Consider the following 14,109-nt stretch of genomic DNA (forward strand, 5'->3'; position numbering starts at 1 on the left):
GTCAGCCTCCCTGCTGGGCGCGGTCGCGCCAGATGACCGGGCAGTATTCGGGGTCCGCGTAGTCCGGCCGCCCGTCGCGGGTGCGGCGGACCAGCACGTCGTGGTTGTACGCGGCGAGTGTGCCGTCCGACAGCGGATACTCCCGCCAGGCGTTGTCGCCGTCCTGCAGGTGCAGCGAGACCGCCTGGCGCGGGCGGCCGCTGACGTTGGCGCCGCTGCCGTGGTAGGTGCGGCAGTGGTGGAAACTCAGGTGCCCCTTGGGGATCACCATCGGGATCTTGCGGATCTCCGCGCCGTTGTACGCGGCGTTCTCGGCCAGCATCTCGTCCAACCGGCCGCGGTCGCGCTCGGCGAAGTGCCGCACGACGGTGTCGTCCGCCCCGATCTCGGACCACCGGTGCGAGCCGTCGACCATGGTGATGGTGCCCATCTCCTCCCCGCAGTCGTGGAACGGGATGAAGGCGGTCAGCATCTTCTCCGACGACGAGGACGCCCAGTAGTGCTTGTCGAAGTGCCAGGGCACGATGTTGGACGGCTCGCCGGAGATCGGCGGCTTGTAGATCAGCGTGGACTGGAAGACGCGGATCTCGGCGGCCCGGGCCAGCCGGGCGGCGACCGCGCCGATCAGCGGCTTGCGCAGGATCGCCGCCAGCCCGTCGTGCTCATGGTGGACGTAGTCGTTGTGCCGCTGCACCGGGCCGTCGGCCGGCTCCCAGTAGGCGAGCTTCGGCGGGCGCACCGGCAGCCGGCGGTCCCGCTCACCGGCGTGGTACCGGTCGGCGGCGGCGGCGAGCGCGTCCACCTCCTCGTCGGTGAGCAGCTTCTTCGACAGGTACCAGCCGTGTTCGGCGTAGTGGAGCAGGTCGGAGTCGGACGGCAGCAGCGCCTCCTCCTCGGCGGTCAACGTCGGATGGAACTCCGTGGTGGTCATGCCCCAACCCCTCGTGCCGTGCCGGCCACGCCGGCGGTCCTCGCCCCCGCCGCGGCCAGCTCCCGTTCCTTGGCCTCGTAGAGCGCCTTGATGTTGCCGCTGCCGAAGGTGCGCGCCCCGCGCCGCTCGATCAGTTCGAGGAAGAGGGTGCGGCGCACGTGCATCGACTCGGTGAAGATCTGCAGCAGCTGCCCGCCGTGGTCGGAGTCGACCAGGATGCTCAGGTCGCGCAGCCGGTCCAGCGGGGCGTCGACCGGGCCGACCCGCCGCTCCAGGTCGTCGTAGTAGGCCGCGGGGGTGCCGGCGAAGCGGACCCCCCGGCCGGCGAGGGCACCGACGGCGGTGACGATGTCGTCGGTGCGCAGCCCGAGGTGCTGCACCCCGGCGCCGTGGTGCTCGGTGAGGAACGCGTCGATCTGGCCGGGCCGCCGGCCGGCGTCCGGTTCCAGCAGCACCAGCGTGACCCGCCCGGACGGGCTCTGCACCACCGTGGAGTTCATCGCCTGCCCGGCGACCTCGATGTGCTCCTCGAAGATCTGCGCGAAGCCGAAGACCCGTTCGTAGTGCCCGACCGTCTCGTCGAGCTGCCCCGGCGGCACGCAGACCGCCAGGTGGTCGATCTCGGCGAGCAGCTTGTCGTCGTCCCCGACCGGCGGGTTCATCTCCACCGCCCCGGGCAGGAACTCCGTCCGGTCGCCACGCCGCTCGACCAGGCGGTGCAGCACGTCGCCGAAGCCGCCGACCTCGGCGGTCACCACCTCGGCGTCCGCGCCGGTCCAGGTCCGCGGCGCGTGCACCGCGGTCGCACCCCGGGCCACCAGCTCCGCGTACGCCCCGGCGGCGTCGCCGACCTCCAGCGCCACCACCGCGATCCCGTCGCCGTGCCGTTGCACGTACGCCGAGGCGGGATGCGCGGCGGTCAGCCCGGAGGTGAGCACCATCCGGATGTCGCCCTGGCTGAGCAGCAGCGAGCGCTGCCCGGCCAGCCCGGTCTCCGGTCCCCCCTGGCCGCGCAGCCGGAAGCCGACGGCGGTGCCGAAGTAGAAGGCGGCCTGCCGCGCGTCGCCCACGTACAGTTCGACGTGGTCTATTCCATGGATGTCCATCTCCAGCCCTTCCCATGTGCCCCCGTGACCGCTGTCCGGGCGCGTACCGCCCGGGTTGGAGCGCCGCTCACCTGTCCGGCCCGGCAGCCCGCGCCCCGGCGGTGCGCCGCAGCAGCAGGCTGACGTTCTGACCGCCGAAGCCGAACGAGTTGGTCAGCGCGAAGTCCGTCCCGGTGGACCGGGGCTCGACGCGGATGTGGTCCGCCGGGCAGTCCGGGTCCGGGTCGTCGAGGTGGTACGTCGGCGGCAGCAGCCCGGCGCCGAGGGCCAGCGCGCAGGCCGCCGCCTCCACCACCCCGGACGCGCCGAGCAGGTGCCCGGTGAGCGCCTTGGTGGAGCTGACCGGCACCCCGCCGACGCCGAAGACCCGGGCCAGCGCGGTGGTCTCGGCGATGTCGCCGAGCTTGGTGCCGGTGCCGTGCGCGTTGACGTAGCCGACGTCCGCGGCGGTCACCCCGGCGCCGGCCAGCGCCCGCCGCATGCACTCGGCTGCCCCCGCGCCGTCGGGCCGGGGCGCGGTCGGGTGGTACGCGTCGGTGGTGGCGCCGTAGCCGGCCACCTCGGCGTACGCGGTGGCGCCGCGCGCCGCGGCGTGCTCGGCGCGTTCCAGCACCACCAGCGCCGCCCCCTCGGCGAGGACGAAGCCGTTGCGCCGGGTGTCGAACGGCCGGCTCGCCTCGGTCGGGTCCGCCCAGCCACGGGCCAGCGCCCGGGCGTTGCCGAAGGTGTCGGCGAAGGTCGGGAACAGCGGCGCCTCGCTGGCCCCGCAGAGCACCACGTCGGCCTCGCCGGCCCGGATCAGCCGGACCGCGTCGGCGACCGACTGGGCGCCGGAGGCGCACGCCGTTCCCACCGCCGAGCTGTAGCCGCGAATGCCGTGGGCGATGGCGATCCGCGCCGACGGCATGTTCGGCAGGATCCCGGTCAGCAGGTACGGGCTGACCGCCGCCCGCCCCCGGGCGGCGCGCGCCACCACCTGCGTCTCCAGCGTGGACATGCCGCCCACCCCGCCGACGATCACGCCGATCCGCTCCGGGTCGACGTCCCGACCGACCTCGATGCCGGCGTCGGCGAGCGCGTCGGCGGCGGTGAGCAGCGCCAGCACCACGATCCGGTCGAGCACCCTGGTCTCCGGGCCGGAGACGACCGTACGCGGGTCGACCGGCGGCAGCAGCCCGGCGACCTCCAGCGACTCCCGGGCGGGGTGCCCCTCGGGCGGCCGGGCCAGCCCGGACTTCCCGGTGGTCAGCGCGTCGAAGGTGGCCGCCACGCCCCGCCCGACGGGGCTGAACAGCCCCATCCCGGTGATGACGGCGGTCATGACGGCGTCTCGGTGAGGTAGCGCTCGCGCAGCGCCACCTTGCGTACCTTGCCGGTGACGGTGACCGGGAGGTCGGCGGAGGCGACCGGCACCACCCGGCGCAGGGTCGCGCCGACGTCCTCCCCGAGCGCGGCGCGGACCGCGTCCGTGCGGTCGACGCCCGGGTCTGCGCCGGCGGCCAGTTCGAGCAGCACCTCGGTGACCACCGCGTCCCCCTCCTTGACCATCACCACCGTGCAGTCGGTGACGTCGGGGCAGGCGGCCAGGATCCGCTCCTCCGACAGTGCGGTGAAGAAGCGCCGCCCGTCACCCACCTCGACCGAGTCGACGGCCCGGTCCAGGTGGTGGTAGCGGCCTTCGGCGTCGGCGCGGACCAGGTCGCCGGTGAGGTACCAGCCGCGCAGCCGGAACCGGTACGTGGTGACCGAGTCGTTCCAGTAGCCGCGGAACAGCGAGGGCGAGTCGATGCCCAGCCAGCCCACCTGGCCGGCGGGCAGCTCGTTGCCCTCGGCGTCGAGCACCGCCACGTTCGCGAACCGGTACGGGCGGCCGACGCAGCGGCCGTACCGGTCGGTGTGGGCGGTGTGGGTGATATGGAACATCGAGTGCCCCATCTCGCTGGAGCCGAGCCCGTCGATGAACACGGAGCCGGGCACCCGGGTGATCCCGTCGCGGGTCATCACGTCCCGGGAGCCGACCGCGACGAGGCGTCGTATGTGCGGCTCGTGCGAGCAGTCGCCGGTGTTGAACCACAGCCGCACCGAGTCCAGGTCGTACCCGGACAGGTCGAAGCGGGCCAGCTCCGCCCAGGTGACGGAGAAGCCGAACACCCCGTCCGGGCGCCAGCGCTGGATCGCGTCGAGCACCCGCTCGCCGCCCTGCTCGGACAGGAGCAGCATCTCCGCCCGGTTGCCCAGCGCCTGGTTGACCATCAGCACGGTGGCGGTGTGCGGGGCGGGCAGCGCGTTGAGGATCCGGCTGGTGCCCTGCGCCTGCGGCATGGACAGCAGGTGCCGGGTGGCGGCGAAGAGGCTGGCGTGCGAGTGCAGCACCGCCTTCGGCACCCCGGTGGTGCCGGAGGTGTGGGTGATGACGATCGGGTCGTCGTCGTGGTGGCGGTAATGCGGGGGCGCGGCGGCCGGGTCGCCCGTGCCGGCCTCGGCGGGCTGGCCGAGCAGCGGCGCGCCCAGGTCGTGCCCCGCGAGGGCCTCGGTGTGCGCGGCGTCGGCGAGCACCCCGGCGGCGCGCAGCCGGCGGATGTACTCGGCGGCGATCTCCGGGCGCAGCTTGCCGTTCATCAGCGCGGGGATCGCGCCGAGCCGGGTCAGCGCCAGGAAGCTGAGCACCATGTCGGCGGCGCCGGTGGCCCACACCGCGATCGGGTCGCGGGGTTTGACGCCGCGCTGGTGCAGCCAGGCCGCCCGGGCGGCGACCCGCTCGTCGAGCCGGCCCAGGGTGAGCGGCTGCTCGGCGGGGTGCCCGTCGACCGGGGTGTCGAAGGTCAACCCCGGTCCCTCCGGGTCGGCACCGTGCGCCAGCACCCGGGCGAGCACGTTGCCGGCGCCCAGTTCGGTGTCGGCGGCGAGCGCGCCCCGCAGTCCCTTCGTCCTCATTGCCTCGTTCCTCCCCCCAGCAGCACCGCGACCGCCCCGGTGGGCGTGCCGTCGGGTGCCTCTTCGATCAGGACCAGCAACGCCTCGTCGGCGTCGCCGTCGTACCGCAGCAGGTCCGCCTCGGCCGCGCCGTCGGCGCGCGGGTCACCGGTGGGGCTCAGGCACACCACCGGGCCGTCCAGTCTCCAGCGCGCCGCGACGTGCCCGGCGACGCTGTTCGGCACCGACTGGAAGAAGAACAGCGGCCCGACCCGGCCACCGGCGGCGACCGTGGCCCGCACGTGCGCGGCGCTCGGCCGGTCACCGGCGGCGCTGACCAGCACCACCGCGCAGCGGGTGCCCGCCGGCGCCGGGCGCGTGCCGTACCGGCGGGTCAGGCACCGGTCGGCGACCGCCGCCACCAGCGGATGGAACGGCGAGTGCACGAACCCGGGCAGCGCCGGCGGCGGTCCGTCGCCGGGCTCGGGCCAGCGCGCCTCGGCCAGCACCGCGCTCACGGCGCCGCCTCGCGCGATCTTGCAGTTTCAGCCCGCGAATTAACCGCCTTGCCCGGTTTGCCGGGGCGCAAACTGCAAGATCGCGAGGCGTCAGGGGCACCGACCAGGAGGGCGGTGTTGGCGCCGCCGAAGGCGGCGTTGAGGGTGAGCGCGTACGGGGTGCCGACGGGTCGGGGCGCGTCGAGGACCACGTCCAGCGGGCAGGCCTCGTCGGGGCCGAGCCAGCCGGCGTTGACCGGCAGTTTCCCGTGCCGCAGCGCCTGCACGGTGACCACCAGTTCGAGCAGGCCGGAAGCCTCCAGGGCGTGCCCGTGCACCGACTTGGTCGAGCTGACCGGCACCCGGTCGGCGAGGTCGCCGAGAGCCAGCCGCAACGCGGCCGCCTCGGAGGCGTCGCTGAACCCGGTGCCGGTGGCGTTGGCGTTGACGTAGCCCACCGCCGCCGCGTCCAGCCCCGCCTTCCGCAGGGCGGACCGCACCGCCCGGGCCAGTCCCCGCCCGCCCGGGTCCGGCTGGCACGGGTGGTACGCGTCGCCGGCCCGGCCCCAACCGCAGACCGTGGCGACCGGCACGGCACCCCGGCTCCGGGCCGCCCCGGCGGATTCCAGCACCACCGCGGCCACCCCGTCACCGAGCAGCAGTCCCCGCCGTCCGGCGCTGAACGGGCGTACCGCCCCGTCGGCGGCGAGCGCCCGGCCGGCGTCGAAGAGCGCGAACTGGTCCGGTTCGACCAGGTAGCCGGCGGCGACCACCACCCGTACGACGTCGCCCCGGCGGATCATCGTGGCGGCGTCGGCCACCGCCGTGCTCGCCGAGACGCAGGCGCTGGTGTAGATCCGGGTCGGCCCGCCCAGGCCGCACCGCCGCGCCAACCGCCCGGCCAGCGCCGGAACCTCGACCTCGGCGCCGTGCCCGGCCGGTCCGCGCTCCGTCGGCCCGCAGCCGATCGCCCCGGACTCGGCCGGCCGGCCGCCGGGGCTGGTCCCGTAGCGATCGGGTCCGGGTGCCGGACGATCGTCGACGAAGGCGCCGGGTTGCGACCGCGGCCCGCCGTGGGTGGCCAGCAGCAGCGCGGACTCCGCCCGCGCCGCCACGTCCAGGCCGGCGACCCGGCAGGCCGCGTCGATCGCGTCGGCCAGTTCCTCCGGCAGCGTCCCGACGTCGGGCAGGGTGGCCGCGACGGTCACCCGGCGGCCGGTGGTGTCGAAGCGGCGTACCGGCCGGAACGCCGGCGCGCCGGCGAGCACCCCGGCGAGCTGCGCGTCGGCGCCCCTGCCGAGGGCGCTGACCGCGTACCCGCCGGCGATCGGTACGGGCTCCCGCTCAACCATCTGCGGGGCTGGTCAGTGCGGTGTGGAACACCGCCAGGGCGTCGTCGACGGTGCGGATCCCGGCGAGCTGGTCGTCGGTGAGGTCCAGCCGCCGGTCGTAGCGCTGCTCGACGAGGTGCACGAGCCAGGCGAGTTCCATCGAGCCGACCCGGTGCGGCACCTGGTCGACGGGTTTCGCGGTCAGTTCGGCGAGCATGCTCACCAGGTCAGCTCGCCCCAGGCCGGGCTGACCGGACATCAGCGGTTGTCGCTGGTCGACCCGGCGACCCGGTCGGCGACCATGCTGGTGAACTCCCCGACCGTCATCAGGGCCAGCTGCTCCGACTCGTCGTCGGCGAACTTCAGGCCGTACCGGTCCTCGACGCGCACCGACAGGTCGGCCAGCGCGAGGGACTCCAGGTCGACCCCGGACGGGCCGAGGGTGGTCTCGTCGTCGAGCCCCTCGACGTCGTAGTTCATGTCCTCGAGCTGCTCGATGACGAAGGTGCGGACCTCGTCTCGCATGGCTTTAACCTTTCTTCGTGGGCGAGCTACCGGTGTCCGGTCGGGACACCGTGCACGTGTGGGTGAGCGCTGCCCCCGGCGATCGACCGGAGGTGGCGCGGCGGCTGCTGCGGCGGGCGGGGTGCGCGCTGCTCGGCCGGGCGGAGCGGGAGGTCGGGGTGGGCCACCGGCCCGACGGGCGACCCTGGGTGCGGGCCGGCGCCGGGTCGCTGCCGGTCAGCGTCAGCCACGCCGAGGGGGTGGTGGTGGTCGCCGCCCGACGGGCCGGGCCGGTCGGCGTGGACGTCGAGCGCCCTCGCCCGTTGCCCGCCCTGGCGCTGGCCCACCGCTGGTACGCCCCGCCGGAGGCGGCCTGGCTGGGCGACCTGCCGGACGCCGCCCGGGTCGAGGCGTTCCTGCTGCTCTGGACGGCCAAGGAGGCGGTCGGCAAGGCGTTGGGCCGGGGCCTGCGCGCCGGCGGCCTGCGCCGCCGGATGCCGGTGCCCGACCATCCGCGCGAGCTGCTGCGCCCCCTGCCCGATCGGGCGGGCGTCCGGGTCGGACACCCGTCGTGCGACGCCGGGCTGGTGCTGGCCGTCGCGGTCGGCGGCGGCCGCCGCGCCGTCGCGCGGCCGGGCTCCGGAGCGGATCCGGTACGCCGGGCCGCCCTCACCCGGATCGAGGTGTCGGTGCGGTTCGAGTAGCGGGCCGGTCCCCGGGTGCTCGCCGAGTGGGCCGGTCACGGCGCCGCCGCCCGCAGCGCGGTGACGGAGCGGACCAGCTTGCCGGTGGTGGTGCGGGGCAACTGGTCGACCAGGTGCAGGGTGCGGGGGCGCTTGTAGCCGGCGAGCCGCTCGGCGAGCAGCTTGTCCAGCATCTCCTCCGACAGCGGGCCGTCGGGTTGCACGTACGCGGTGATGCCCTCGTCGTGGACGACCACGGCGGCGGCCACCCCGGGCAGCCCGGTGAGGGTGGCCTCGACCTCGGTGAGGTCCACCTTCATCCCGCCGACGGAGACCTGCGAGTCGAGCCGGCCCTTGACGGTGACCAGGCCCGTCGCGGGGTCGACGGTGCCGGCGTCGCGGGTGTGCAGCCAGCCGTCGGCCCAGCGGGTCGGGTCGCTGAGCCCCACGTACGGCGACGCCGGGCAGCTCACCCAGAGCTCGCCGCCGGACTCGCGGACCTCGATGCCGGGGGCGGGCGCGATCGACGGGCGGTGCCACCCGTACAGGTCGGTGCCGATCACCCCGACCTCGGTCATCCCGTACATGTTGCCCAGCGGGACGCCGAAGCGGTCGGCGAACGCCTGCCCGGTCGCGGCCGGGACCAGTTCCCCGCCGGTGGTCATCCGCTTGAACTGCGGCAGCGGGCCGTCCGGCCGGGTGGAGGCGAGCAGTCCGATGTGGAAGGGCACGCCGAGCACGGTGGCCGGGGTGTCCTGGGCAGCGATGGCGGCCAGGATGGCGTCGCCGCCGAGCCGCTCCGGCGGGACCAGTTCCACCCCGGCGTGCAGGCCGTAGAGCAGGCCGCCGACCAGGCCGAGCACGTGCACCATGGACGGCAGCAGGATGATCCGCTCCCCGGGCAGCGCCACCCCGTCGATCCGCGTGTAGCGGCGCACCTCGGCGACCAGGTCCTCGGCCGTGCGGCCGATCACCTTGGACGGCCCGGTCGAGCCGGAGCTGAGCTGGATCACCGCGTGCCCGCTGGTGGCCGGGGCGTCCGAGTACGCCGTGACGCCCTCGGTGACGTCGACGAAGACCCGCAGCGCGCCGCCGCCGGTGCGGACCGGGGCGACGACCACCTGCGGGGTGAGCCGTTCCAGCGCCCGGTCCACCTCGTGGTCGGTGAGCCGGTGGTCGAGCAGCACCGCCTGGGCGCCGGTGCGCCAGGTGGCCAGCAGGTTCACCACGTACGCCAGCGACGGCGGCAGCCGCAGCGCGGTGGCCCCGCCGGGGCGCAGTCCGGCCTCGGCGAGACGGGCCTGCGCCTCGCCCACCAGGCGGCGCAGGGTGCCCCGGTCGACCGGCTCCGGCAGACGGAGACAAACCTCGGTCGGACGGCCCGCCAACAACACGTCGTCAACCCAACCCGGGTCCGGCGCCGGAGGATTTTCCGTCGGACGATCCATGGTCACTGCCGCCCACCGCCCAGCGTCAAATAGGGAGGAATTCGCACATCAGGTGCGTCTCTCGGGGTGCTGCGGGAACCCTACGACAGCCCGGAAAGCCATTGCTAGATGCAAATGGTTAGATCAGAAAAGGCGGCTGGCCGGATTGCCGACGCTCGATCGGACAGGCAGGATCGGGCGCGTACGCCGGCCCGGTACACCGCCGGCCGGGACACCCTGCGCGGCGGCGTCGGGCTTTGCCCCGGTCTGGCCGACCTCGCCACTCCTGACAGGACAATCCCCGGTTCGGACGGTGTGCCTCAGTGTGGAACCCCACCGCGCACAACGGCATTTCGGCGACGCCCCCTCCCCTCAAAGAACGGCGCGGTGGCGCATGCTCGGCTCGATCTTGGACAGCAACGGGCAGGAAGGGACACCCGACGGGGTCCTAGTGCGCGCCGCCGAGGTTGAGCACCACCACGCCGGCGATGACCAGGCCGACGCCGACCACCTTGGTCACGCTCAGCGGCTCACCGAGGAAGACCGCGCCGATGGCCACGATCGCCGCGGTGCCGAGCCCGGACCACACGGCGTACGCCACCCCGACCGGGATGTCCCGCACCGCCAGGGCGAGCAGCAGGAACGCCGCCAGGTACGACCCGGACAGACCGAGGGTCGGCCAGAGCCGGGTGAATCCGTCGGTGGCCTTGAGCAGGCTGGTGCCGAACACCTCGGCGGAGATCGCGAGCAGCAGGAACAGGTACGCCATGCCCGCGATCCTCCGCCACACCGCTCGGCGGTGGGCCGCCTCGGGGGTCCGGGCGTGGCTGGCGGAGCGCAGCGACCGGGCGTCAGTTCCGCCCCGCTCAGTCCCCTGTTCCGCCCGGCGCCGGTGGCGCGCCGCGCAGCACCAGCGCGCTGTTGAACCCGTCGAAGCCGCGCGCGGCCACCAGGGCGACCCGGCTGCGCGGCTGCCGGGGCGTACGCAGGAAGTCCAGCTCGCAGCCGGGCGCCGGCTCCCGGGGCCCGGCCGACGCGGGCAGCGTGTCGTGCCGGAAGGCGAGCAGCGCGGTGGCCACGTCCAGCGCGGATCCGCCCTGGTGGGCCCGGCCGGTCAGCGGCTTCTGGGTGCTCACCGGCGGCGGCCGGTCGCCGAAGACGGCGCGCAGCGCGTCGGCCTCGCTGCGGTCGTAGCGGGGCACGCCCAGCGCGTCGGGCAGCACCACGTCCACCTCGTCGGCGACGACGCCGGCCCGGTCCAGGGCCAGCCGCATCGCCCGGGCGTACTGGTCGGGGTCGCCGGCGCCGTCCGGGCCGGTGTGCGCGGCGTCGTGGGTGGCCCCCCAGCCGCTGACCTCGCCGTAGATCCGGGCACCCCGGGCCAGCGCGTGGCCCAGCTCCTCCACCACGAAGACCGCCCCGCCCTCGGCCGGCACGTAGCCGCTCGCGGAGCGGTCGAACGGCCGGTACGCCGCCTCCGGGTCGGAGACGTCGCTGAGCAGCCCGGAGCGGAGCTGGCAGGCCAGCGCGTACGGGCTCAGCGGGCACTCGGTCGCCCCGGCGATCACCACGGGGGTGCCCCGGCGCACGGTGCGCACCGCGTGGGCGAGGCTGTCCAGACCGCCGGCGGACTCGGCGACCAGCACCCCGCACGGCCCCTTGAACTGGTGGTGGATGGAGAGCTGCCCGACGCTGGCCGCGTAGAACCAGGCGATCGACTGGTACGCCCCGACGGTGCGGGTCGGTCCACCCCAGAGCCGTTGCAGCTCCCGCTGCCCGAACAGGTTGCCCCCCGACGAGCTGGCCAGGGTGACCGCCCAGCCGTACGGGTCGGGGGCCCGCTCGGGCAGGCCGGCGTCGGCCAGCGCCAGCCGGGTGGCGGCGAAGCCGAGGTGGGTCCACCGGTCGGTCTGCACGAGCTGCCGGTTGTCGGCGTACCCGGCCGCGTCGAAGTCGGTGACCTCGCCGGCGACCCGGGTCGGGTAGCCGGCCGGGTCGAACAGGGTGATCGGGCCGGTGCGGCGGGTGCCGTCGCGCACCGTGCGCCAGTGCGCGTCGACGCCGATGCCGCTGGGCGCCACCACCCCGATGCCGGTGACCACCGCCCGCGCGCTCACCCGGTCACCGCCATCGGTCGGGTGCGCGGCCCGGTCACGCCGCCACCGCCAGTCGGCGGAAGAGCATCGCGGACTGGAAGCCGCCGAAGCCGCTGCCCACCGACAGCGCCACGTCCACCGGCGTGTCCCGGGCCACGTTGGGCACGTAGTCCAGGTCGCACTCCGGGTCCCGGGTGGCCCAGTTGGCGGTGGGGGGCACCACGCCGTACTCGATCGCGAGGGCGCAGGCGGCCATCTCGATCGAGCCGATCGCGCCGAGCGAGTGCCCGACCATCGACTTGATCGAGCTGACCGGCACCCCGTACGCGGCCTCGCCGAGCGCCCGCTTGAACGCCGCCGTCTCGTGCCGGTCGTTCTGCCGGGTGCCGGAGCCGTGCGCGCTGATGTAGGAGACGTCCGACGGGGACAGCCGCGCCTGCCGCAGCGTGTCGCTGATGGCCAGCGCCATCTCCACCCCGTCGGGACGCAGGCCGGTCATGTGGAAGCCGTTGCTGCGGCTGGCGTACCCGGCCAGCTCGCAGTAGACGTGCGCGCCGCGCCGGCGGGCGTGTTCCCACTCCTCCAGCACCAGCACCGCGGCCCCCTCGGCGAGGACGAAGCCGTGCCGGTCGGCGTCGAACGGCCGGGAGGCGTGCGCCGGGTCGTCGTTGTCCGGGCTGGTCGCCTTGATCGCGTCGAACGAGGCGACGGTGACCGGGGAGATGGGCGAGTCGGCGGCGCCGGCCAGCACCACGTCCGCCTCACCGTCGACGATCAACTGGTGGGCGTACCCGATGGCGTCGATGCCGGAGGTGCAGCCGGTGGAGATCACCTGCGCGGGGCCGTGCAGGCCGTGCCGCACGGCCACGTCGGCGGCCAGGCTGCTCGGCACCAGGGCCGCATAGAGGTACGGCCCGCCGAGGGAATGGTCGACCAGCCAGTGCCGGCCGGAGTCGCTGACCCGCACGTACTCCTGCTCCAGGGCCATGGTGCCGCCGACCGCGGTGCCGAGCACCACCCCGGTCACCTGCCGTTCGGCGTCGGTGAGCTCCAGGCCGCTGTCGGCGAGCGCCTCGGTGGAGCAGGCCAGGGCGAACTGCACGTACCGGTCGGCGCGCTGCCGCTCGGCGAGGGTGAGCCCGGCGGCGTCGGCGTCGAAGTCGCACTCGGCCGCGATCTGTGAGCGGAACGGCGACGGGTCGAAGAAGGTGATCCGCCGGGTCGCCGTACGCCCCTCGGTGATGGTCTTCCAGAAGCTGTCCCGGGTGGCGCCGCCCGGCGCGACCACCCCGACGCCGGTGACGACCGTGCGGCGCCCGGTCACGACGCGCCCCGCTGCTCGACCAGTTCGGTGTCGACGTGGCCGAGTTCCGGGCGGGGCGCCAGGGGACCCAGGTGGAAGACCACCTCGGCCGGCTCGTCGCCGGTGTTGCGCAACCGGTGCCGGACGTTGCGGGGCACGAAGAGCGCCTCGCCGGCCGCCATCGCCACCGGCTCGTCGTCCAGGTCGACGGTGATGGCGCCCCGCGCGACGTACAGGAACTCCTCGCTGTAGGGGTGGTAGTGCTCGGCGATCCGCTCGCCCGGCGCGAGCGCGGCCACCCCCATGAAGCCCGACGTGCTGCCGACGGTCTTCGGGCCGAGCAGCACCCGCAGCTCCCCGCCGCGCCGCCGGTCGGCGGCCACGTCGCGGGCGGCGACCAGCCCGCCGGCGGTCTCACTCATCGCCGCCTCCCGGGTACGCCCGCTCAACGCGTTCCTTGATGACGGCCAGCTGCACCCGGCTGTTGGCGTTGATCCGGGCGGTCATCCCGGCGTTGTCCACCGGCGCGGTGGGCTTCATCGCGAAGTCCTGCACCCAGGTCATCCGGACGCCCTCGGGCTCCTCGGTGTAGGCCCAGTGGATCCGCATGTACTCGAACGGCCCGGTCTCCACCCGGTGCGCCCGCACCTGGTGGCTGGTCGGGTCGGCGTGGCGTTCGCTGACCCAGCTCCAGGCGATCCCGTTCTCGTCGGGGTGCATGGTGAGCCGGAAGCGGACGGTGTCGCCGTCGCGGTGCAGGATCTCCACTTCGGCGTACTCGGTGAACAGCTCGGTCCAGCGGGCCAGGTCGTTGGTCATCTCCCAGACCAGCGGCAGGGGCGCGGCGATGACGATGCTGTTCTCGGTGTGGCCGGGCGGCTGGGAGCGGCGGGCGACCAGGTCGGCGACGGCGGGGATGCTGAGCTGCCCGGCCTGCTCGGGGATCTGCACCCGCCACCGGTCGGCCACCACGGCGGAGAGTTCCAGCAGGGCCAGCGAGTCCATGCCCAGTTCCTCCAGGGAGGCGGCGGGCGCGCGGGCGGCCGCGTCGGCGTCCAGGCCGCAGTGCGCCACCAGGATGTCGGTGATCTCGGTGGTGAGTGGCTGGCCGTGGGTGACGGTCATCGGGTCCTCCTCGGATGCGGTCAGGACGGGTCGGTGGTCGGTGCGGCGGTGGCGGCGACCGGACAGGCGGTGGGGCGGGGGCCGGGGACGGCCCCCGCGGGCCGCGCCGGGCGCACGGACCCCACCGGGACGGGACGCGCGGCGGGGGCCGACGCGGGTGGTGGCACGGCCGGGGCCGCCGGCGCATCGGCCC

General features: G+C 74.8%; 14 protein-coding genes and 1 pseudogene. 1 reads left to right on the top strand and 14 read right to left on the bottom strand.

What is annotated here, in order from left to right; translation table 11 throughout:
• Nucleotide 1: 1 nt before the first annotated feature.
• The 8 genes and pseudogenes from AB0I41_RS15510 to AB0I41_RS15545 form a co-directional block, all read right to left on the bottom strand.
• A complete protein-coding gene (locus AB0I41_RS15510; RefSeq protein WP_357107085.1) occupies nt 2–931 on the bottom strand; it encodes a phytanoyl-CoA dioxygenase family protein in 930 nt (309 codons plus the stop codon).
• Nucleotides 928–2,037, bottom strand: a complete 1,110-nt coding sequence (hppD, locus tag AB0I41_RS15515; RefSeq protein ID WP_357107087.1) for a 4-hydroxyphenylpyruvate dioxygenase — start codon at nt 2,035–2,037, stop codon at nt 928–930. The genes AB0I41_RS15510 and hppD overlap by 4 nt, the downstream gene beginning before the upstream one ends.
• Before the next feature lie 67 nt (nt 2,038–2,104).
• The gene (locus tag AB0I41_RS15520) at nt 2,105–3,358 is read right to left on the bottom strand and encodes a beta-ketoacyl-[acyl-carrier-protein] synthase family protein (RefSeq protein ID WP_357107089.1); all 1,254 of its coding nucleotides are present in this window, start codon (nt 3,356–3,358) and stop codon (nt 2,105–2,107) included.
• Nucleotides 3,355–4,971, bottom strand: coding sequence for a class I adenylate-forming enzyme family protein (locus AB0I41_RS15525; RefSeq protein WP_357107092.1), 1,617 nt, complete (start codon nt 4,969–4,971; stop codon nt 3,355–3,357). The genes AB0I41_RS15520 and AB0I41_RS15525 overlap by 4 nt, the downstream gene beginning before the upstream one ends.
• Nucleotides 4,968–5,468: a beta-ketoacyl synthase chain length factor gene (locus AB0I41_RS15530; protein WP_357107095.1), complete on the bottom strand. Its 501-nt coding sequence runs from the start codon at nt 5,466–5,468 to the stop codon at nt 4,968–4,970. The genes AB0I41_RS15525 and AB0I41_RS15530 overlap by 4 nt, the downstream gene beginning before the upstream one ends.
• A 95-nt stretch (nt 5,469–5,563) precedes the next feature.
• A pseudogene (locus AB0I41_RS15535) lies at nt 5,564–6,799 on the bottom strand (beta-ketoacyl synthase N-terminal-like domain-containing protein); the annotation flags it as partial.
• Nucleotides 6,792–7,037 (bottom strand): acyl carrier protein, encoded by a 246-nt coding sequence (locus AB0I41_RS15540; protein WP_357107098.1) that lies wholly within the window; start codon nt 7,035–7,037, stop codon nt 6,792–6,794. The gene AB0I41_RS15540 and the pseudogene AB0I41_RS15535, both read right to left, overlap by 8 nt.
• Nucleotides 7,037–7,303: an acyl carrier protein gene (locus AB0I41_RS15545; protein WP_357107100.1), complete on the bottom strand. Its 267-nt coding sequence runs from the start codon at nt 7,301–7,303 to the stop codon at nt 7,037–7,039. The genes AB0I41_RS15540 and AB0I41_RS15545 overlap by 1 nt, the downstream gene beginning before the upstream one ends.
• Before the next feature lie 17 nt (nt 7,304–7,320).
• Here AB0I41_RS15545 and AB0I41_RS15550 point away from each other — a divergent pair, with 17 nt between their 5' ends.
• Nucleotides 7,321–7,986 carry a 4'-phosphopantetheinyl transferase superfamily protein gene (locus tag AB0I41_RS15550; RefSeq protein ID WP_357107102.1) on the top strand — a complete coding sequence of 222 codons (666 nt, stop codon included), beginning with the start codon at nt 7,321–7,323 and terminating at the stop codon, nt 7,984–7,986.
• Between the two features lie 35 nt (nt 7,987–8,021).
• Here AB0I41_RS15550 and AB0I41_RS15555 read toward each other — a convergent pair whose 3' ends face one another.
• The 6 genes from AB0I41_RS15555 to AB0I41_RS15580 form a co-directional block, all read right to left on the bottom strand.
• Nucleotides 8,022–9,413, bottom strand: a complete 1,392-nt coding sequence (locus AB0I41_RS15555; RefSeq protein WP_357107104.1) for a class I adenylate-forming enzyme family protein — start codon at nt 9,411–9,413, stop codon at nt 8,022–8,024.
• 427 nt (nt 9,414–9,840) lie between these two features.
• Entirely contained in the window at nt 9,841–10,161 is a 321-nt protein-coding gene (locus AB0I41_RS15560) for a multidrug efflux SMR transporter (protein WP_357107106.1), read from the bottom strand.
• Between the two features lie 97 nt (nt 10,162–10,258).
• The gene (locus AB0I41_RS15565; protein ID WP_357107109.1) at nt 10,259–11,509 is read right to left on the bottom strand and encodes a beta-ketoacyl synthase N-terminal-like domain-containing protein; all 1,251 of its coding nucleotides are present in this window, start codon (nt 11,507–11,509) and stop codon (nt 10,259–10,261) included.
• A 34-nt stretch (nt 11,510–11,543) separates the two neighbouring features.
• Nucleotides 11,544–12,812 (bottom strand): beta-ketoacyl-[acyl-carrier-protein] synthase family protein, encoded by a 1,269-nt coding sequence (locus AB0I41_RS15570; RefSeq protein ID WP_357107111.1) that lies wholly within the window; start codon nt 12,810–12,812, stop codon nt 11,544–11,546.
• A complete protein-coding gene (locus AB0I41_RS15575) occupies nt 12,809–13,213 on the bottom strand; it encodes a cupin domain-containing protein (protein WP_357107114.1) in 405 nt (134 codons plus the stop codon). The genes AB0I41_RS15570 and AB0I41_RS15575 overlap by 4 nt, the downstream gene beginning before the upstream one ends.
• Complete coding sequence (locus AB0I41_RS15580; protein WP_357107117.1) at nt 13,206–13,916, bottom strand: SRPBCC family protein; 711 nt, start codon at nt 13,914–13,916, stop codon at nt 13,206–13,208. The genes AB0I41_RS15575 and AB0I41_RS15580 overlap by 8 nt, the downstream gene beginning before the upstream one ends.
• Nucleotides 13,917–14,109: the final 193 nt, after the last annotated feature.

It is taken from the genome of Micromonospora sp. NPDC050200 (assembly GCF_040656135.1).
Lineage (GTDB): Bacteria > Actinomycetota > Actinomycetes > Mycobacteriales > Micromonosporaceae > Micromonospora.

Coding starts and splice junctions, on each gene's coding strand:
- AB0I41_RS15560 (WP_357107106.1), bottom strand. CDS start 10,161: ATGGCGTACCTGTTCCTGCTGCTCGCGATCTCCGCCGAGGTGTTCGGC.
- AB0I41_RS15555 (WP_357107104.1), bottom strand. CDS start 9,413: ATGGATCGTCCGACGGAAAATCCTCCGGCGCCGGACCCGGGTTGGGTT.
- AB0I41_RS15525 (WP_357107092.1), bottom strand. CDS start 4,971: ATGAGGACGAAGGGACTGCGGGGCGCGCTCGCCGCCGACACCGAACTG.
- AB0I41_RS15575 (WP_357107114.1), bottom strand. CDS start 13,213: ATGAGTGAGACCGCCGGCGGGCTGGTCGCCGCCCGCGACGTGGCCGCC.
- AB0I41_RS15580 (WP_357107117.1), bottom strand. CDS start 13,916: ATGACCGTCACCCACGGCCAGCCACTCACCACCGAGATCACCGACATC.
- AB0I41_RS15545 (WP_357107100.1), bottom strand. CDS start 7,303: ATGCGAGACGAGGTCCGCACCTTCGTCATCGAGCAGCTCGAGGACATG.
- AB0I41_RS15520 (WP_357107089.1), bottom strand. CDS start 3,358: ATGACCGCCGTCATCACCGGGATGGGGCTGTTCAGCCCCGTCGGGCGG.
- hppD (WP_357107087.1), bottom strand. CDS start 2,037: ATGGACATCCATGGAATAGACCACGTCGAACTGTACGTGGGCGACGCG.
- AB0I41_RS15510 (WP_357107085.1), bottom strand. CDS start 931: ATGACCACCACGGAGTTCCATCCGACGTTGACCGCCGAGGAGGAGGCG.
- AB0I41_RS15540 (WP_357107098.1), bottom strand. CDS start 7,037: ATGTCCGGTCAGCCCGGCCTGGGGCGAGCTGACCTGGTGAGCATGCTC.